Origin of the sequence: Variovorax sp. DAIF25 (genome assembly GCF_050711835.1) — a bacterium.
Classification (GTDB): Bacteria; Pseudomonadota; Gammaproteobacteria; order Burkholderiales; family Burkholderiaceae_C; genus Variovorax.
Genome location: NZ_CP136636.1, coordinates 6,403,589 through 6,419,163, shown reverse-complemented (window position 1 = coordinate 6,419,163; position 15,575 = coordinate 6,403,589). Strand labels below are relative to the sequence as shown.

Genomic DNA, 15,575 nt, shown 5'->3' with positions numbered 1-15,575 from the left:
GTCGCCCGCGCACACGGCCGCCATCCCGGCCGCGCCATTCCCCCTGCCTCCCGCTCGGGCCACCTTGCATGTCCCGCCCCGGGGAAGCGAATCGGATGGAGCCAGTTTCCGACCATGTATCTGCATTCCCTTTTTCGAAACGTCCCGGCGGCGGAGCGCGTGGCGCTGGTCGCGCGCAGCGAATTGCGATCCTTCCGGCGCAACGAGACCGTGCTGCGGATGGACGAGTGGACCGACAAGGTCTACTTCGTCGCCTCGGGACTGCTGCGCGTGGTGGTCGGCGGCAACGGCGGCAGCGCGGGCGTGACCACCGATTTCGTGCGCCCGCGCGACCTGTTCCTGAGTCCCACGCTCGACGAGGCGCGCTACCAGTCGATGGCCAACCTCGTGGCCGCGCTGCCGAGTTCGGTCTACCTCATTCCCGCCGCGGCCCTGCACGACATCTGCGCCCGGCATCCGTCGGTGGCGCTCGAGCTGCTCGAGCTCACCGTCAAGCGCATGACCATCATCCGCAGCCAGCTGCGCCGCATCTCCTCGCTCACCTCCGAGACCCTGGTCGCGCGCGTGCTCTACGAACTGACCCAGCTCGCGCCGGCCGACACCGGCGGCTTCGACAAGCGCATCTCGCAGGCCGTGATCGCGTCGTATGCGGGGCTGTCGCGCGAGGTCGTCAACAAGACCATGCGCGAGATGGAGAACCGCGGCCTGCTGTGGAAGGACGAGCACGGCATCCACGTGGTGGCCGATTTCGCATCGACCGACCATGGCAGTTTCGAGTCGCTCGAGCCGCACTCGGCGGCCGACGAGCGCGAGGGCGACACGCCTTTCATCGCGCCCGACGAACTCGATCTGCTGCGGACCTCGGGCGAGCGCGGACCGGGAACGAAGTGAGGCGATGCGCGCACCGTGCGTGGCCGTTGTTTTCCGCCCGCCTGTTTGGGGCGAGCTGTGAACCGCCACACAGTTGCGATGCGATCGCGCGTGCGTCGCGAAGGCCCGATTCCTAGCATCGAAGTCACGCGGCGAGCGGTGTCGTTTCGACCATCGCCGCGGTGTTGTCGGGCCTGGCGAACGCTGCAGAAAAGACAGCGCCATCGCGAAGCCGGACGTCCCATCGAATCCATCGCTCGTCGCTCCAGGGTGCGCGACAGGGCGACCGCCTGAACGCGCACCTCCGAGGCCACCATGAGCTCCATTTTTTCCGCCTGCGATTGCAGCATCCATCACCTCGGCCGCGTCGAGCGCTCGGCCTGGATGCGGGTCTTTCCCTGGATGCGGCTGTACCAGTGCGCGAACTGCAGGAAGCTGCAACTGCTGCCGCAGAAGGGGGTGGATCGGGCGAAGGCGACGTATGGGAGCCGGGCGACCTACGGGAAGGGCGGCCGTGACGCGACACCGCCTACTACAGCACCGCGGGCCTGACCATCCTTCGGTGGAATGAGGCGTGGAGCGGGTGCAACGGTCATGGAGAAATCACCGCAGCCTGATGAGCGCATCTCCCGAGCTTCGATCGTCTCCCTTGTAAGATTTGGACTACAAATTCAAATGGAGCGAGGAGAGTCTCATGAAGGAAGTTCGCAGGCTGTCGCCGATCATGCTCGGCGCGTTGGTGATGCTCACGGCGTGTGGTGGTGGAGGAGGGGGTGGGGGCGGTGGCTTCCCGATGCTCCCCGCGGCGCCTCCGCCGAGCGCCGCCGGACCCGCGCCGGCACCGGCGCCTTCGGATCCGGAGCCGGGTCCGACCGATCCCGAAACGAATCCGCCGGAGCGTCCGATGGTGACGACGCCCTATTCCTTCAAGCTCGGGAGTGCGAACGCCCTGGACTTCAGTGCGTTCATGACCGAACTCCAAGGCTCCGAGATGGCCGGCCATCTTCTCGATCTCACGATACCGCTGAGGGTATCGCCGACCATCGAAGGCCGCGCCGTCTATCGACGCCAAGGAACGACGGCCGCGTATCTGCATCGCACGGTACCGGCGACGGAGGCCTTGTCGCTGGCCAGCCTCCAGTCGCAGGGGGCTGAGGGTTATCGGATCAGCGGCAATCCCTTTGCCCTGGACGCGGGAACGTACAAGACCATCTTCAGCAAGGACGTCGGGCAGGACGTCCGGTACGAGTACATCGATGCCGGCAAGCTGCCGCGGGAGCGCGCGGAAATGGCATCCTTCCTGGAGTCCGTGAACAGACTTGGACAGCAGGGATACTGCGCCGCCACCATGGTGCCGGGCAGCGACGTTTGGGGGGCTTTGGTGCTCGGCCGCGAGAAGCCGACCACGGCACGGTGCTCTTTCGAATTCCTTCCCATGACAACGACCTATGCCGGCTTCATCGCGGAGGGAACCGAAAGGGGCGCGAGCGGCAAGAAATACGCTGGGACCGGCGCCGGCATCGATGGCATATCCCTGGGCCTGTTCGTACGGGACGACTCCCAGAAATCGACGTTCAAGTACTACGCCACGGAATACACATCGACGGCGGAACCGGGCAGCATCGAGCAGGCAAGCGATTTCGTGAAGATCCTGAACCGCGAGGGTGCGCTGGGCAGCAGGCCTTTCCAGCAGTACCAGGAAAACAATCGCTACTACATGATCTTCACCACCTCGTACGACTGCAAGGGCCTTCTCTGCTGAAGCGGCAACGGGCGTCCCGCGAGACGCCCGTTGCCATCTTCCCGAGCCTGTGCCGTCAGCAGGCCGGGGCCTGATCGCAAGCTGCCCGCCGCAAGGCCTTCGCCTTCCTTTCCAGTGCGGGATCCCACTGACCCAGGTGCGCGAGAAAGTCGTTGGTCACCAGCTCCAGCGTGCCTTGCTCCGTGTCCCAGGTCAGCACATCGGGTTCATTGCCGGCGCGTCGGCTGAAGGTCCTTCGCGTGGGTGGACCATGGCGTGTCTCCAGCGTCCTGGCCAGTTCCTGCAACTGCGTTGCATCGAGTGCCTTGAACGGGGTCTCGCTGCGAGGCGTCCTGGCATGCAGCGGGGTCTCGACGGCGTAGAGCAGGTCTTCGATGAACGCATAACGCGCCACGGTGAAGCCCTCGAAGTCGACGCCCGCCACGTCGACCAGCACGATCCCGGGCACGCTGCGGCGCACGTGATAGTCGGCCAGACCGCTGCCGCCGACGCCCATGGTTCCCGATCGGACGATCCTGCTGTCTTGCGCGATCCAGGCGAGTTCGGCTTCCTGCCGGGTCGTCTTGCCCAGCGTGAGCGCGATCGGCGACGACGGTGCCGGCAGGTCCCCGATGTTTTTCGTGCGCGCCAGGCTGCCCAGGTTGCGATCGGTGGTCGACGGCGCCCGGGCAGGCGACAGCACCGAGAGTTGGGCGCGGCCCTGACTGGCAAGAGCGAGCAGGCAGGCAGCGAGGCACAGGCGTGCCCACGGGTTGCGGGCAAGGGTGGTGTCTTGCGTGCGGCGGGTGGATGGCTTCATGGACCAGGAAAGGGGGAAGAGGCCTCCGATGCGGGGTGCGGCCGATTCTCCGCTCCCGTCGCCGCGCCGATGCCCTGACTAGCAGAACCCGCCCAACTCGGCTGGCGCGCTCCCCGGCAACCTGCACGCGTCCGGGGACGTCATCAATTCGCCTTACAGGAGGACTACCGTGATTCAGGGTTTCCCCTAGAAGAAAACCCTGTCCAAACAACTCCTCTGACATCCAACCGACATGAAGACCTCTTACCAACTCGCCCTCGCGGCCGCTTTCGCCGTGATGGCCGTGGCCTCCGTCCAGGCCCAGACCACGGGCGGCCGCAGCCGCGAAGCCGTCGAAGCCGAAGCCATTGCCACGGCCCACGCGCCCGACCAGAACGTGACCCGCGGCTCGCGCGGCCCCGAAACGGTGAAGCCGATGGCCGATCCCGATGCGATGTACCAGCAGGCCGTGGCCACCGCCCACGCGGCCGACCAGAACGTGACCCGTGGCTCGCGCGGCCCGGAAACGGTGAAGCCGATGGCCGATCCCGCGAAGGTCTACAACGAAGCCGTGGCGGCCGCCTCGGCGCCCGACCAGAACGTGGTGAGCGGTTCGCGCGTGAACAGCAAGGTGATCTCGACGATGCAGAACCCGGCGCTGACCGCGGCGCAGGGCAAGTAAGAAACGGGGGACGACTGGGCCGAGAGCCCGGTGTTTCCTCAGGCGAAGGAGGTGCGCGGCGGCGTGCCCGAGGCCATGCGCCGCAGCATGGCGTTCTGCCGCGCCTCCTCGGCGTCGCGCAGGCTCTTGGCGGCGCGCGCCGCCACGTAGCTCACGTACAGCGTCTCGATGGCGCGGCCCCAGTCGTGGGCCTGCTGCGAAATCCCCTCGGCCTTCACCGGCGAGCCCGTGACCACTTGGGTCGACAGGTCGTCCTCGGGGCGCGCGGGCACGTCGATGCCGGCCTTGCCGAGGATGGCGGCTTTCTGAACGATGGTGAGCATGCGTGGGTCTCCCTGTGTGCAATGCCAGATTAACGGCCGTTCGCGCGGCGCGCCATCCGTCGCTTGACGTATGCGCGCGCCATCGCGAGACGCCGACTGGCCATAAGCACTAGGCGTGCCATGCAGTCATAGGTCTACAGCGAGCCTGCGGCCGACGACGACTGCCACACCAGCGTGGCGGCGGTCAGGTCCTCGAGCGCGCTGCCGACGGCCTTGAAGACCGTGCGCTCGTCGCTGTCGGGTCTTGTGCGGCCGCCGCATTCGCCGCGGCACAGCGCGGCCAGCGTGCCCTGCACCGCCTCGGCGCGCAGGGTGCCGGCCGCGATCGCGTCGAGCAGGTCGCCGGCCTTCGTCAGCGCCTCGGGCGTGTCGACGAAGGTGCGCGCGTGCGCGAAGCACTGCGCATCGGCCTCGCGCATGGCGGGCGTGAAGCTGCCGATCAGATCGAGGTGCGAGCCCGGCGCGAGCCATTCGCCGCGCACCAGCGGCGCGGTGGCCAGCGTGGCGCAACTGACGATGTCGGCCTGCCGCACGGCGGCCTCGAGACCCTCGGGGCCTGGCGCGGCCGCGCGCGCACCGCTCCAGCCCTGCGCGCGCCATTGCGCGGCCAGCGCCTCGGCGCCCTCGGGGCGGTGGTTCCACACCGTCACTTCCTCGATGGGGCGCACGCTCGCATGGGCCGCGGGCAGCATGCGCGCGATGCGGCCGGTGCCCAGCACCAGCAGCCGCCGCGCATCGCCGCGCGCGAGGAACGAGACGCCGAGCGCCGAGGCCGCGGCCGTGCGGTGGGCCGTGAGCTCGTCGCCGTCCATCAGCGCCAGCGGCACGCCGGTGCGCGCGTCGTACAGCACGTAGGTGGCATGCAGGCCGGGCAGGCCGCGCGCGCCGTTGCCCGGAAAGATGTTGATGGTCTTGATGCCGAGGAAACCGGCCTCGCTCCAGGCCGGCATGATCAGCACGGTGCCCTTGTCGCCGCTCGCGTTGTCGATGGTGTGCACGTGGCGCGGGGGCACCTGGGCCTCGGCCGCGAAGGCGGCGCGCAGCGCGGGCACGAGGCGCTCGAAGCCCAGCGGGGCACGGGTGGCGGCGGCGTCGAAGTGCTTCATCGGGCGGGCGGGGTGGGTGCGATGGGGGCGGTCGCCAGCGCGGCTTCGAAGAACTCGGCGAGCGCGCGCTGGTAGGTGGTGCCGAAGCGGGCCTCGCTCATCGGCTCGAGATGGCCGGCGCCGGGCACCTCGATCAGCCGCTTGGGCTCGCGCGCATCGGCCAGCAGGCGCCGCGAGTGGTCGACGGGGATCACGGCATCGGCCGTGCCGTGGATCAGCAGCAGCGGGATCGGCGAGAGGGCGGCCACGTACTTCGAGGCGGCGTAGCGATCGCCCACGAGCAGGCCGGCGCCCGAGACCTTGTCGTTGGCGATCGACGCGTAGGAATAGAAGGTCGACTCGATCGCCACCGCGCGCACGCCGGCGCGGTTGCCCGCGCCCACGGCCGCGATCGCATTGGTGCCGCCGAGGCTCTGGCCGAACACCAGCAAGCGCGCGGGATCGACGTCGGCGCGCGAGCGCACGTGATCGATGGCGCTGCCCGAGTCCTCGAACACGCCGCGGGGCTCGGGCTTGCCTTCGGAGTCGCCGTAGCCGCGGTAGTCGAACACGAACACGTTGAAGTCCTGCTTCGGCAGCCAGGCGACGAAACGCCAGTGCGAGGACATGTTCTGCGCATTGCCGTGGAAATGGATCACCGTGCCCTTGGCCTCGCGCGGATCGGCGCGGCCCGCGGCCGGAATGAACCAGCCGCTGAGCGCGGTGCCGTCGGTGCTCTGGAAGTGCACGCGCTCGTAGCGCAGGCCCAGTGCGTCGGGCGTTTCGTAGCGCACGCGGTCGGGGTAGTAGAACATCGACTCGACGCAGCCGCCGAGCAGCAGCAGCGGCAGCGCGAGCAGTGCGCGGCCGGCCAGGCGCGCGAGACGGCGTGGAACGCTCATGGCGTGGCGACGCGGCTTTCCGCCAGCATGTTGCAGAACAGCGCGCCCTGCTCGATCGCATCGTCGAGCGCCACGTGGGTGTGCGGCAGGCCGGGGTCGAACCAGCGCCGCGGCATCGCACGCTTGGTGCTGTCGCGGTAGTCGGTCTTCAGCAGGGCCATGGCGAAGGACTTGACGTCGAGCGCGGAATGGCTGAACGGGCTCTCGCCCGCGAAGCGCATCAGGTACCAGTAGACGAACAGGAAGTCGAAGCCCGCCGGGTAAGCCACGAAGACCGGCCGCGCCTTCATGCCCTGGAGCCAGGCCACGTAGTTCTTCATCGCATGCGCGGGCTCCTGCAGGTCGCTGCGGCAGGCGGCCCAGGCTTCGGGTTGCGTCTGCCACCACGCGGCGGTCTTCGGGTCGGCCTCGGCGCCGGGCAGGGTGTGCAGGTTGGCGCTGAAGGTGGACACCAGCTTCTTGTCGGCCGTGTAGGCGGCCGAGCCGAAGCTCAGCATCGAATGCGGGCCGGGGATGGGACCGTCGGATTCGACGTCGGTGCTGATGTAGATCTCGGTCATATGGTTTCTGCTTTCATTACGAAGACGCGGCGTGGCGGGCACGTCGCACCGCCATCGACGATGCAATCCAGGTCGCCACGGCAGTCGCGGCGATGCAGATGGCCACGATCAATGCAATGCGCTTCGAACGCTCGATCTGTTCCGCATAGCGCTCATAGGGGATGAGCGGACCTCGAGGCCCCGCGACTGCAACGATCTGTCCTTGCCAGGTGCTGAGCGTGAAGGAGTTGCCGGCCTCGTGCATGCGCGCGATGTCATCCTCGTTCACGCGCAGCGCTTCCGCGAACTGGAAATAGATTTCCGGCTGGAGTCGTTGTAGCAGTGAGTTCTTTTCGAGTTCGTTCGGAATCCCCACACCGTACCCACCGTCGAAATGGGTCGTGCCGGCATTTCTTCCCGAGCGACTGCGGCTCAGGGTGAGCGGGCCGAGATAGGTGATCGTCACTGCTTGATGCTGGAGCCCTGTGGGCAACGGCAACGGCGTGTCGGCACGGTACTTGAGTGCCCCTGCCGCAATCACGAGGAGAACGAAGGCGGTGAGGTGCCGGTTCGACACGACCCAGCTGAGGAAGGGTTGGAGTTTTCTCATGGTTTCTGGTCAGGCGTTCGCCATGCTGCCCCAATCCAGCCCGAACTTCGCGAGGTACTTACGCAACCGATCCGCATCGTTCACCACGCTGCGCTGCGCCCGCGAGGCCTGGAACAGCTGCCTTCCGGCCTCCGACAGGCTGCGCGACTTCCGGCACACGCGCAGCACGGCCTCGAGCTGCAGTCGGTCGAACAGGTCGAGCGAGCCGGCACGCGCCTCGCCGAGCAACGCATCGAGGTCGGCAGCCTGCGACTCGCCCGCAAACAGCGCCGGCTGCGCGCGCTTCCACAGCCAGCGCAGCCGCGCGATCTCGGCCTCGACCAGCGCGACCGGGATGCGCCCGCCATCGGCCAGCGTGGCCAGCCGCGTGACGCTGGCCGAGAGGTCGCGGAAGTTGCCGCTCCACAGCGCCTCGGGGCTCTGGGCGAAACGCAGGTAGGCGGCGCGCGCCTCGGCGTTGAAGCGCACCACGCGGTGGTTCTCGGCCGCATGCAGCGCCAGCAGGTGGTCGACGTTGGGCTCGATGTCCTCGGGGCGTTGCGCGAGGCCCGGCAGGTCGTAGGTCCAGAGGTTGATGCGCGCGAACAGGTCTTCGCGGAAGCGCCCCTCGGCCACGTCGCTGCGCAGGTCGCGGTTGGTGCCGGCGATGAGCTGGAAGTCGCTCTCGACCTCCTTGTCGGCACCGACGGGGAAGAAGCGCTTCTCCTCGATCGCCTTGAGCAGCATGGCCTGCTCGTCGAGGCCCAGCTCGCCGATCTCGTCGAGGAAGAGCACGCCCTGGTGCGCCGTGCGCAGCAGGCCGGCGCGCTCGCTCGCGGCGCCGGTGAACGAACCCTTCTTGTGGCCGAACAGCGTGGAGGCGGCGCCGTCGCCGCGCAGGGTGGCGCAGTTGACCTCGACGAAGGCGCCCGTGGCCTGGTGGCGCGACTGCTTGAGCTCGAACATGCGCCGCGCGAGGAAGGACTTGCCCGCGCCCGTCGGCCCCACCAGCAGGATCGGCGCGCGCGAGCGCACCGCCACGCGCTCGATCTCGTCGATGAGCGCGTTGAAGCGCGCATTGCGCGTGGCGATGCCGCTCTTGAGGAAGGCGACCGCGTCGCGCTGCTCGGCATCGAAGCGGCGCGCGATGACGTCGTAGCGCGAGAGGTCGAGGTCGATCAGCACGTACTTGCCGGCCTCGCCCTCGCGCTGGCGCCGCGGCGGCGAGGTCTGCGCCAGCACGCCGGGGATGGTGCGCGACTCGGACAGCAGGAACATGCAGATCTGAGCGACGTGGGTGCCGGTGGTGATGTGCGACCAGTACTGCTCGCGCTCGGTGTCGAAGGGGTAGGCGCGTGCCCAGTCGTACAGGCGCGAGTAGACCTCGCCGAAATCCCACGGGTCGGCCAGGTCCATCGGCACCAGGTTGACCGTGGTCTCGGGCGAGACGGCCGCGATGTCGGCCTTGACGAGCTCGGCCAGCGTCTTGTGCTTGAGCGTGTAGAGCAGCTCCATGCGCGCCACCACCATGTCCTCGTGCTGCGCGAGCGAGACGGTGGGGCGCCACTTGCTCCAGCGGCCGGCGCCCTGGCCGGCGTCGAGCTGCGTGCCGAGGAAGCCGATGACGACGATGGGTTTCTTCATTTTTTGGATAAATGGCTAGCCAAAATTATAAGAAACCGCAGAAGTCTGTCACGTGCTTGTAGGCTGAAATCAGGCCGGAAAGAAAAAATATCTAATGAAATCAACGAGTTGAAACTTCATCGAGTCCGTGCAGGCAAGGCTGGCACACGCGTTGCAATAAGAAGCTCACTCAAGAAGACAAACGATCCAGAAGACAACGAACACAAGGAGAAGTCAGCATGGCCAACCTTCAACTCTTTCAAACGCTGCGCGGCGCGCTGCTGCCGCAGGCCACGGCCCGCAACGAAGCGGGCGGTGCCGCCTACGAGCTGTCGCCCAAGCATCGGCTGGCGCAGCTGGCGGCCACCGGTTGCCTGAACAACACCTTCTACGCCCAGGCGCAGGACCAGCTCGATGCGGTGCTGGCGCTGGCCGCGCAGGTCGACCCGGTGTTCGTGGCCAAGACGGCGGTGTACGCGCGCCGTGCCGGCCACATGAAGGACATGCCGGCGCTGCTGGCCGCGACGCTGGCGGTGCGCGACGTGTCGCTGCTGGCCAAGGTGTTCCCGCAGGTGATCGACAACGGCAAGATGCTGCGCAACTTCGTGCAGATGCTGCGTTCGGGCGCGGTGGGCCGCAAGTCGCTCGGTACGCGTCCGAAGAAGCTGGTGCAGCAATGGCTGCTGTCGGCGACCGAGGCGCAGCTGCTGAATGCCGCGGTGGGCAACGCGCCTTCGCTGGCCGACGTGGTGAAGATGGTGCATCCGAAGCCCACCGAGGCCTGGCGCGCGGCATGGTTCGCATGGCTGATCGATCGTCCGTATGCGCTGGAGGCACTGCCTGCGGCCACGCAGGCCTTCGAACGCTTCAAGCGCGACCGTACGCAGGACGTGCCCGACGTGCCGTTCCAGATGCAGACCGCGCTGGAGCTGGACGCGCAGGCCTGGGCTCGCATCGCCGAGCGTGGTTCGTGGCAGATGGTGCGTCAGAACCTGAACACCTTCGCCCGCCATGGCGTGTTTGCGTTGCCTGGCCTCGCGGAAGCGGTGGCCGCCAAGCTGCGTGACCCGCAGGCGGTGGCCAAGGCGCGTGTGCTGCCGTACCAGTTGATGGCGGCCTACACCGCAACCGGTGCCGAGGTGCCGCACGTGGTGAAGGACGCGCTGCAGGACGCGATGGAACTCGCGCTGGCCAACGTGCCGCAGTTCGAGGGCCGCGTGGTGGTGTGCCCCGACGTGTCGGGCTCGATGAGCTCGGCGGTGACGGGTTACCGCGGTTCGGCGACCTCGGCGGTGCGCTGCATCGACGTGGCCGCGCTGGTGGCCGCCGCCGTGCTGCGCCGCAATGCGGATGCACGTGTGCTGCCCTTCGAGACGAAGGTGGTTTCGCTGCAGCTGAATCCGCGCGATTCGGTGATGACCAACGCGGCCAAGCTGGCGGCGGTGGGCGGTGGCGGTACCTCGTGCAGCGCGCCGCTGGCGTGGCTGAACCGCGAGAAGGCGCAGGCCGATCTGGTGGTGCTGGTGTCGGACAACGAATCGTGGGCCGACCGTGCGCGGGGTCGTGGCACCGCGACGATGCAGGAGTGGGAGGCGTTCAAGCAGCGCAACCCGAAGGCGCGGCTGGTGTGCATCGACATCCAGCCTTATGCGACCACCCAGGCGCAGGAGCGCGACGATGTGCTGAACATCGGCGGCTTCAGCGACGAGGTGTTCAAGCTGCTGGCGGTGTATGCCGCGGGTGGCCTGGGCGCCGACCACTGGGTGGGTGTGATCGAGGAAAGCTCGGTCTGAAAGAGAGGAGGTGCCGCGGGCTCGGCTCGTGGCACCACCCGAGGAATCGATTGATGCCGTCGTCCGGCGAATGCAGGTGTGAGTACATCTCCTAAATGTTCGCCTCACATCATCTTCTTGTCGCCGGACGGAGGCTCTTGTTGAAAGTGCGAATGCAGGCAGGACTACATCAGGTGTGACCAGGGTTCGAATCCCGGCGCCGGTTCTCCGGCGTGGTCCATGTCTTGCCATCCTCGTCGCACTGCTTCGTGGATTGGTTTTTTGCAGCGAATGCGAGCGGAAATACAGCCTGTCGCGCACGTCGTGACCGCGGGTTCGAATCCCGCCGGCCGGGAGGCCGTAGCTCAAGTGGTTCAGAGCAGCTTGAAATTTTTCGCCGACTCCCTGGTCGCTGCTTTTTTTGTGAATGGTTTTGGGCGTGTTCTTGGCGAATGCCGATGGAACTACATCGTAATTTCCAGGTCGCGGGTTCGACTCCTGCCGGCTTCGCAAGAAGCCGTAGCTCAATGGCAGAGCAGGAAGAAAAATGTTTCATCAACACCTTGTCGCCAAGGACGCATCCATCGTGTTTGTGGGGTGAATGCAGGCAGGTCTACAGGTAAGAGCGTCATGGTCCTGGCCATGAAGGTCCCGGGTCCGACTCCCGGTCTGTTTCGGCAGATAGCTCAGTCAACGACCTGCCGTTCCTTGTCACCTCTTTTTTTGATGGCGTGCGCCATGCGATCCGAACGATGTTCTCGTGCCCATCGACGAACCGTTGAAGAATAGACAGAGAAACAGAGAGAGAAAAAAATGAAAGAACAGAACTACAAGCTGCACGAAGTGACCAACGGCGTGCCCGTGAAGATGTGGACCCGCGGCGTGCCCGTGGAAGACGAGGCGCAGAAGCAACTCGAGAACGCGGCCCGCCTGCCGATCGTGTTCAAGCACATCGCGGCCATGCCCGACGTGCACTACGGCATCGGCGCGACCGTGGGTTCGGTGATCCCGACCTTCAAGGCCATCATCCCGGCCGCGGTGGGCGTGGACATCGGCTGCGGAATGATGGCGTGCAAGACCACGCTGCATGCCAACGACCTGCCCGACAACCTGGGCCCGCTGCGTTCGGCGATCGAGAAGGCCGTGCCGCACGGCTCGAACCCCAAGCGCATGGGCCGCGACAAGGGCTCGTGGGAAACGCCGCCCGACGAAACCGACGCTGCCTGGGCCAAGCTGGTGGATGAGTTCGATGCGATCTGCGAGGACTACCCGCGCATCGAGAACACGAACAACCACAAGCACCTGGGAACGCTGGGGACCGGCAACCACTTCATCGAGGTCTGCCTCGACGAGGCGGGTTCGGTGTGGTTCATGCTGCACTCGGGTTCGCGTGGCGTGGGCAACGCGATCGGCACGCACTTCATCGAACTCGCGAAGAAGGACGCCGAGCTGCACCAGCGCAACCTGCCCGACCAGGACCTGGCGTACTTCGAGGAAGGCGCCCAGTACTTCGGCGACTACGTGCGCGCGGTGGGCTGGGCCCAGAAGTTCGCACGTGCGAACCGCGAGGTGATGATGCAGCGCGTGGTCGCGGCCGCGCGCAAGGTCATCACGAAGCCCTTCGAGGCGCACGTGGAAGCGGTGAACTGCCACCACAACTACGTGAGCCGCGAAACGCACTTCGGCGAGGACGTGCTCGTGACCCGCAAGGGCGCGGTGAGCGCGAAGGCCGGCGAGCTCGGGATCATTCCCGGCAGCATGGGCGCCAAGAGCTACATCGTGCGCGGCAAGGGCAACCCCGAGAGCTTCATGAGCTGCAGCCACGGCGCCGGTCGAAAGATGAGCCGTACCAAGGCGAAGAGGCTGTTCACGATCGCCGACCAGATCGCCGCGACCGAGGGCGTGGAATGCCGCAAGGACGCCGACGTGATCGACGAGATCCCGATGGCCTACAAGGACATCGACGCGGTGATGGAGGCGCAGAAGGACCTGGTGGAGGTGGTCTACACGCTCAAGCAGGTGGTGTGCGTGAAGGGTTAGTGCAAGGAGGTCGTCTCGATCGGCCTCCCTTTTTCAGAGAGACCGGACGAGGACGACGAGATGAAGAGCAACAAGCAACGCCGCGCCGAGATCCGCGGCCGCCGCCTCGAGCGCGCGGCGCGCATCGAGGCGCAGCTGCGGCTGCCCGACCAGCGGCACCTGCTGTCGCGGCGCGCGCCGGGCCTCGAGCCTGCCGACGTGGCGGTGCTGGCACGCCACAACAACACCTATGGCGCGCTGCCCACCTATTACGTCGACCGCGCCTTCACCTGCCGCGACTGCGGCGCCGAGCAGGTGTGGACGGCGAAGCAGCAGAAGTGGTGGTACGAGACGATGCACGCCAGCATCGACAGCCGCGCGGTGCGCTGCCTGCCATGCCGACGGGCGCTGCGCGCGGCGCGGTCCGCCTCGCGCGACGGCGAGGGCGCGAACCTGCTCGGCGAGATGTCGCAACGGCTGCGTGCGTTCGCCGACGCACCCGCAACGCCTGCGGCGCGCGCCGAGGTCGATGCCGCGCTCGAGAGCAAGTGGTGGGGCCTGCGCACGTTGGCGGTCGAGGCACTGGGCCATTGGGGTTCGGCGGTCGATCTCGCGCGCCTGCGCGCGCTGGTCGATGCCTGGCAACCGTCATGGAACAGCTGGGAGCGGCAGGGCGCGCAGGTGGCGGCCGAGGCCTTGGCCGCGAAGCTGCGCCATCCGGCCGACGAGGCATGGGCGCTCGAAGCCTGCCTGCGCGGCCATGCGAGCCCGTGGAACTGGCGTGCCTTCCTGGCCGCCATTCCGCCGGCGCGCCTCGCGGCATGCGGCGAGGCGGAGTTCGCGCGGCGCGGTGAAGGGCATCATCGGCTGTTGCGATGGCTGGCGATGGCGCATTGCCTGGGACTCGCGCCCGGGCCGGCGCAGGTCGCGGCATTGAACGCCCATGCGGACAAGGAGGTCCGCCAGTGGGCCCAACGATTCGGGAGAAAGCCGGAATGAGCGCAGCGAAGGACGAGGTCGTGCCGATGGCATCGGGGGAGGCGGCGGCGCACGACGCGCTGCGCGCCATGCTGCAGCGCGTGGGCGTGGTGTTCGAGTTCATCGTCTGCCGCGTGGCCGGCGAGGCAACGGCCGTGGGTGAAGCGCATCACCGCGAAGTGCTGCGGCGGCTGGGCGAGGAAACGATGGCGCGGGCCGAACGCCACTGGCGCGAGGCCATGGAAAAGAACCCGTCCTTGCAGCCGGCCAGCTTCGATGCGCAACGGGCCTTCGGCGTGGCGAGCGCACGCGCGACGCGGCTCGACGCGGCGGCGGTGGTCGCGGCCGACAGCTATCCACCGAAGCATCGCGTCGCGCACACGCGCGACCTCGACGAGGTGGACTGGTTCGAGTGGCTCTGCCAGGCCTTCGGCGATCCGCCCTATCCGCTGACCGTGGCCGATGAAGCCGAGCGGGCCTCGCTGTTCCCGCGCTTCTGCGAGGCCATCGGGCTGCTGCCGGACGAGGGCCTCGTGCTGATCGACTGGGTCGGCGATCCGGAGCGCGAGCCCGAGCGCAGTCTGTGGAGCGCGTATTTCGAGGACGGCAAGGAGTGGTGGGGCATCTGGTGCTTCACCGTGTGGAATCCGCGGCGCGGCACGCTGGCCGCGGTGATGGCCAGCACGACGGATTGAATGATGAACGACAGGGAAAGTACAACGATGGAACCGCAACGACATGAAGACGAGCGCATCCGCTCGGCCCACCCGGTCGAGCCCGCCATGCGCGCGCAGATCATGGAGGAACTCGCCGCCATCGAGGCCCGGCACGAGGTCACGGTGCTGTTCGCCTGCGAATCGGGCAGCCGCGGCTGGGGCTTCGCCTCGCCCGACAGCGACTACGACGTGCGCTTCATCTACGTGAATCGCCTGCCGTGGTACCTCACGGTGACGCCGCGCCGCGACGTGATCGAGCTGCCGATCAGTGGCGAGCTCGACATCAACGGCTGGGACCTGCGCAAGGCATTGGGACTGATGCGCGAATCGAACCCGACGCTGCTCGAGTGGCTGCGCTCGCCCATCGTCTACCGCGAGGACGCGCAGGCGATGCCGCGTTTCCGCGCGCTGTCGGAGGCGGTGTTCTCGAATGCGCGCGGCTGGCATCACTACGCCTCGATGGCGAAGAAGAACTTCCGCGAGCACCTGCAGGCCGAGACGGTGCGCTACAAGAAGTACCTCTACGTGCTGCGCCCGCTGCTGGCCGCGCGCTGGATCCGCATGCGGCCCGGCGTGCCGCCGATGCGTTTCGCCGACCTCGCGCAGCACACGCTCGATGCGGTGCGCGATGCCGCGCTGATCGACGAGATCAACGCGCTGCTCGAGGTGAAGATGCGCGCCGGCGAGGCCGCGACCAGCCCGCGCTGGCCGGGCATCCATGCCTTCATCGAGGCGGAGCTGGCCGCGCATGCGGCCGAGCCCGTGACGGCGCTGCCGCCGGCCGATGCGTCGGGGCTCGATGCCTTCCTCAGCGACACGGTGCTGCGTTTCGGGGGCGGCGATGCGAAGAGCGCGGTGCGCCACGAGTCGCAGGGTTGCGGCTGAGGACGCAGCAAGGACAACGGGGAACAGGGGCGCGCGAGGACCGCGCCGACTA

The 15,575-nt window shown here is 67.5% G+C and carries 16 protein-coding genes; 9 read left to right on the top strand and 7 right to left on the bottom strand.

The window, feature by feature from the left end; genetic code table 11:
• The first annotated feature begins 114 nt into the window (after nt 1–114).
• The 3 genes from R0232_RS29800 to R0232_RS29790 all read left to right on the top strand — a co-directional run bounded on the left by R0232_RS29800 (nt 115) and on the right by R0232_RS29790 (nt 2,632).
• Nucleotides 115–891: a Crp/Fnr family transcriptional regulator gene (locus R0232_RS29800; RefSeq protein WP_431510396.1), complete on the top strand. Its 777-nt coding sequence runs from the start codon at nt 115–117 to the stop codon at nt 889–891.
• A gap of 294 nt (nt 892–1,185) precedes the next feature.
• The gene (locus tag R0232_RS29795) at nt 1,186–1,422 is read left to right on the top strand and encodes a hypothetical protein (protein ID WP_431510395.1); all 237 of its coding nucleotides are present in this window, start codon (nt 1,186–1,188) and stop codon (nt 1,420–1,422) included.
• A gap of 142 nt (nt 1,423–1,564) precedes the next feature.
• Nucleotides 1,565–2,632, top strand: coding sequence for a hypothetical protein (locus tag R0232_RS29790; RefSeq protein ID WP_431510394.1), 1,068 nt, complete (start codon nt 1,565–1,567; stop codon nt 2,630–2,632).
• A 55-nt stretch (nt 2,633–2,687) separates the two neighbouring features.
• Here R0232_RS29790 and R0232_RS29785 read toward each other — a convergent pair whose 3' ends face one another.
• Nucleotides 2,688–3,431: a hypothetical protein gene (locus R0232_RS29785; RefSeq protein WP_431510393.1), complete on the bottom strand. Its 744-nt coding sequence runs from the start codon at nt 3,429–3,431 to the stop codon at nt 2,688–2,690.
• Nucleotides 3,432–3,663: 232 nt separating this feature from the next.
• Between R0232_RS29785 and R0232_RS29780 the strand changes: the two genes are divergently transcribed.
• Nucleotides 3,664–4,092, top strand: a complete 429-nt coding sequence (locus R0232_RS29780; RefSeq protein WP_093347567.1) for a hypothetical protein — start codon at nt 3,664–3,666, stop codon at nt 4,090–4,092.
• 38 nt (nt 4,093–4,130) lie between these two features.
• Here R0232_RS29780 and R0232_RS29775 read toward each other — a convergent pair whose 3' ends face one another.
• The 6 genes from R0232_RS29775 to rtcR form a co-directional block, all read right to left on the bottom strand.
• Nucleotides 4,131–4,415 carry a hypothetical protein gene (locus tag R0232_RS29775; protein WP_431510392.1) on the bottom strand — a complete coding sequence of 95 codons (285 nt, stop codon included), beginning with the start codon at nt 4,413–4,415 and terminating at the stop codon, nt 4,131–4,133.
• 134 nt (nt 4,416–4,549) lie between these two features.
• Complete coding sequence (locus tag R0232_RS29770) at nt 4,550–5,521, bottom strand: ornithine cyclodeaminase family protein (protein WP_431510391.1); 972 nt, start codon at nt 5,519–5,521, stop codon at nt 4,550–4,552.
• Nucleotides 5,518–6,402: an alpha/beta hydrolase gene (locus R0232_RS29765; RefSeq protein WP_431510390.1), complete on the bottom strand. Its 885-nt coding sequence runs from the start codon at nt 6,400–6,402 to the stop codon at nt 5,518–5,520. Before R0232_RS29765 ends, R0232_RS29770 begins: the two co-directional genes overlap by 4 nt.
• Nucleotides 6,399–6,962 carry an exonuclease gene (locus R0232_RS29760; RefSeq protein ID WP_431510389.1) on the bottom strand — a complete coding sequence of 188 codons (564 nt, stop codon included), beginning with the start codon at nt 6,960–6,962 and terminating at the stop codon, nt 6,399–6,401. Before R0232_RS29760 ends, R0232_RS29765 begins: the two co-directional genes overlap by 4 nt.
• Nucleotides 6,963–6,978: 16 nt before the next feature.
• Complete coding sequence (locus R0232_RS29755; protein WP_431510388.1) at nt 6,979–7,551, bottom strand: hypothetical protein; 573 nt, start codon at nt 7,549–7,551, stop codon at nt 6,979–6,981.
• Between the two features lie 9 nt (nt 7,552–7,560).
• Entirely contained in the window at nt 7,561–9,174 is a 1,614-nt protein-coding gene (gene rtcR / locus R0232_RS29750; protein ID WP_431510387.1) for an RNA repair transcriptional activator RtcR, read from the bottom strand.
• A gap of 218 nt (nt 9,175–9,392) precedes the next feature.
• Here rtcR and R0232_RS29745 point away from each other — a divergent pair, with 218 nt between their 5' ends.
• The 5 genes from R0232_RS29745 (at nt 9,393) to R0232_RS29725 (ending at nt 15,523) form a co-directional block, all read left to right on the top strand.
• Nucleotides 9,393–10,946, top strand: coding sequence for a vWA domain-containing protein (locus R0232_RS29745; protein WP_431510386.1), 1,554 nt, complete (start codon nt 9,393–9,395; stop codon nt 10,944–10,946).
• A 792-nt stretch (nt 10,947–11,738) separates the two neighbouring features.
• Nucleotides 11,739–12,965, top strand: a complete 1,227-nt coding sequence (locus R0232_RS29740; protein WP_431510385.1) for an RtcB family protein — start codon at nt 11,739–11,741, stop codon at nt 12,963–12,965.
• Nucleotides 12,966–13,025: 60 nt separating this feature from the next.
• The gene (locus R0232_RS29735) at nt 13,026–13,943 is read left to right on the top strand and encodes a zinc-ribbon domain containing protein (RefSeq protein ID WP_431510384.1); all 918 of its coding nucleotides are present in this window, start codon (nt 13,026–13,028) and stop codon (nt 13,941–13,943) included.
• Nucleotides 13,940–14,617, top strand: coding sequence for a hypothetical protein (locus tag R0232_RS29730; RefSeq protein WP_431510383.1), 678 nt, complete (start codon nt 13,940–13,942; stop codon nt 14,615–14,617). The genes R0232_RS29735 and R0232_RS29730 overlap by 4 nt, the downstream gene beginning before the upstream one ends.
• A gap of 27 nt (nt 14,618–14,644) precedes the next feature.
• Complete coding sequence (locus R0232_RS29725) at nt 14,645–15,523, top strand: nucleotidyltransferase domain-containing protein (RefSeq protein WP_431510382.1); 879 nt, start codon at nt 14,645–14,647, stop codon at nt 15,521–15,523.
• The last annotated feature ends 52 nt before the right edge of the window (nt 15,524–15,575 follow it).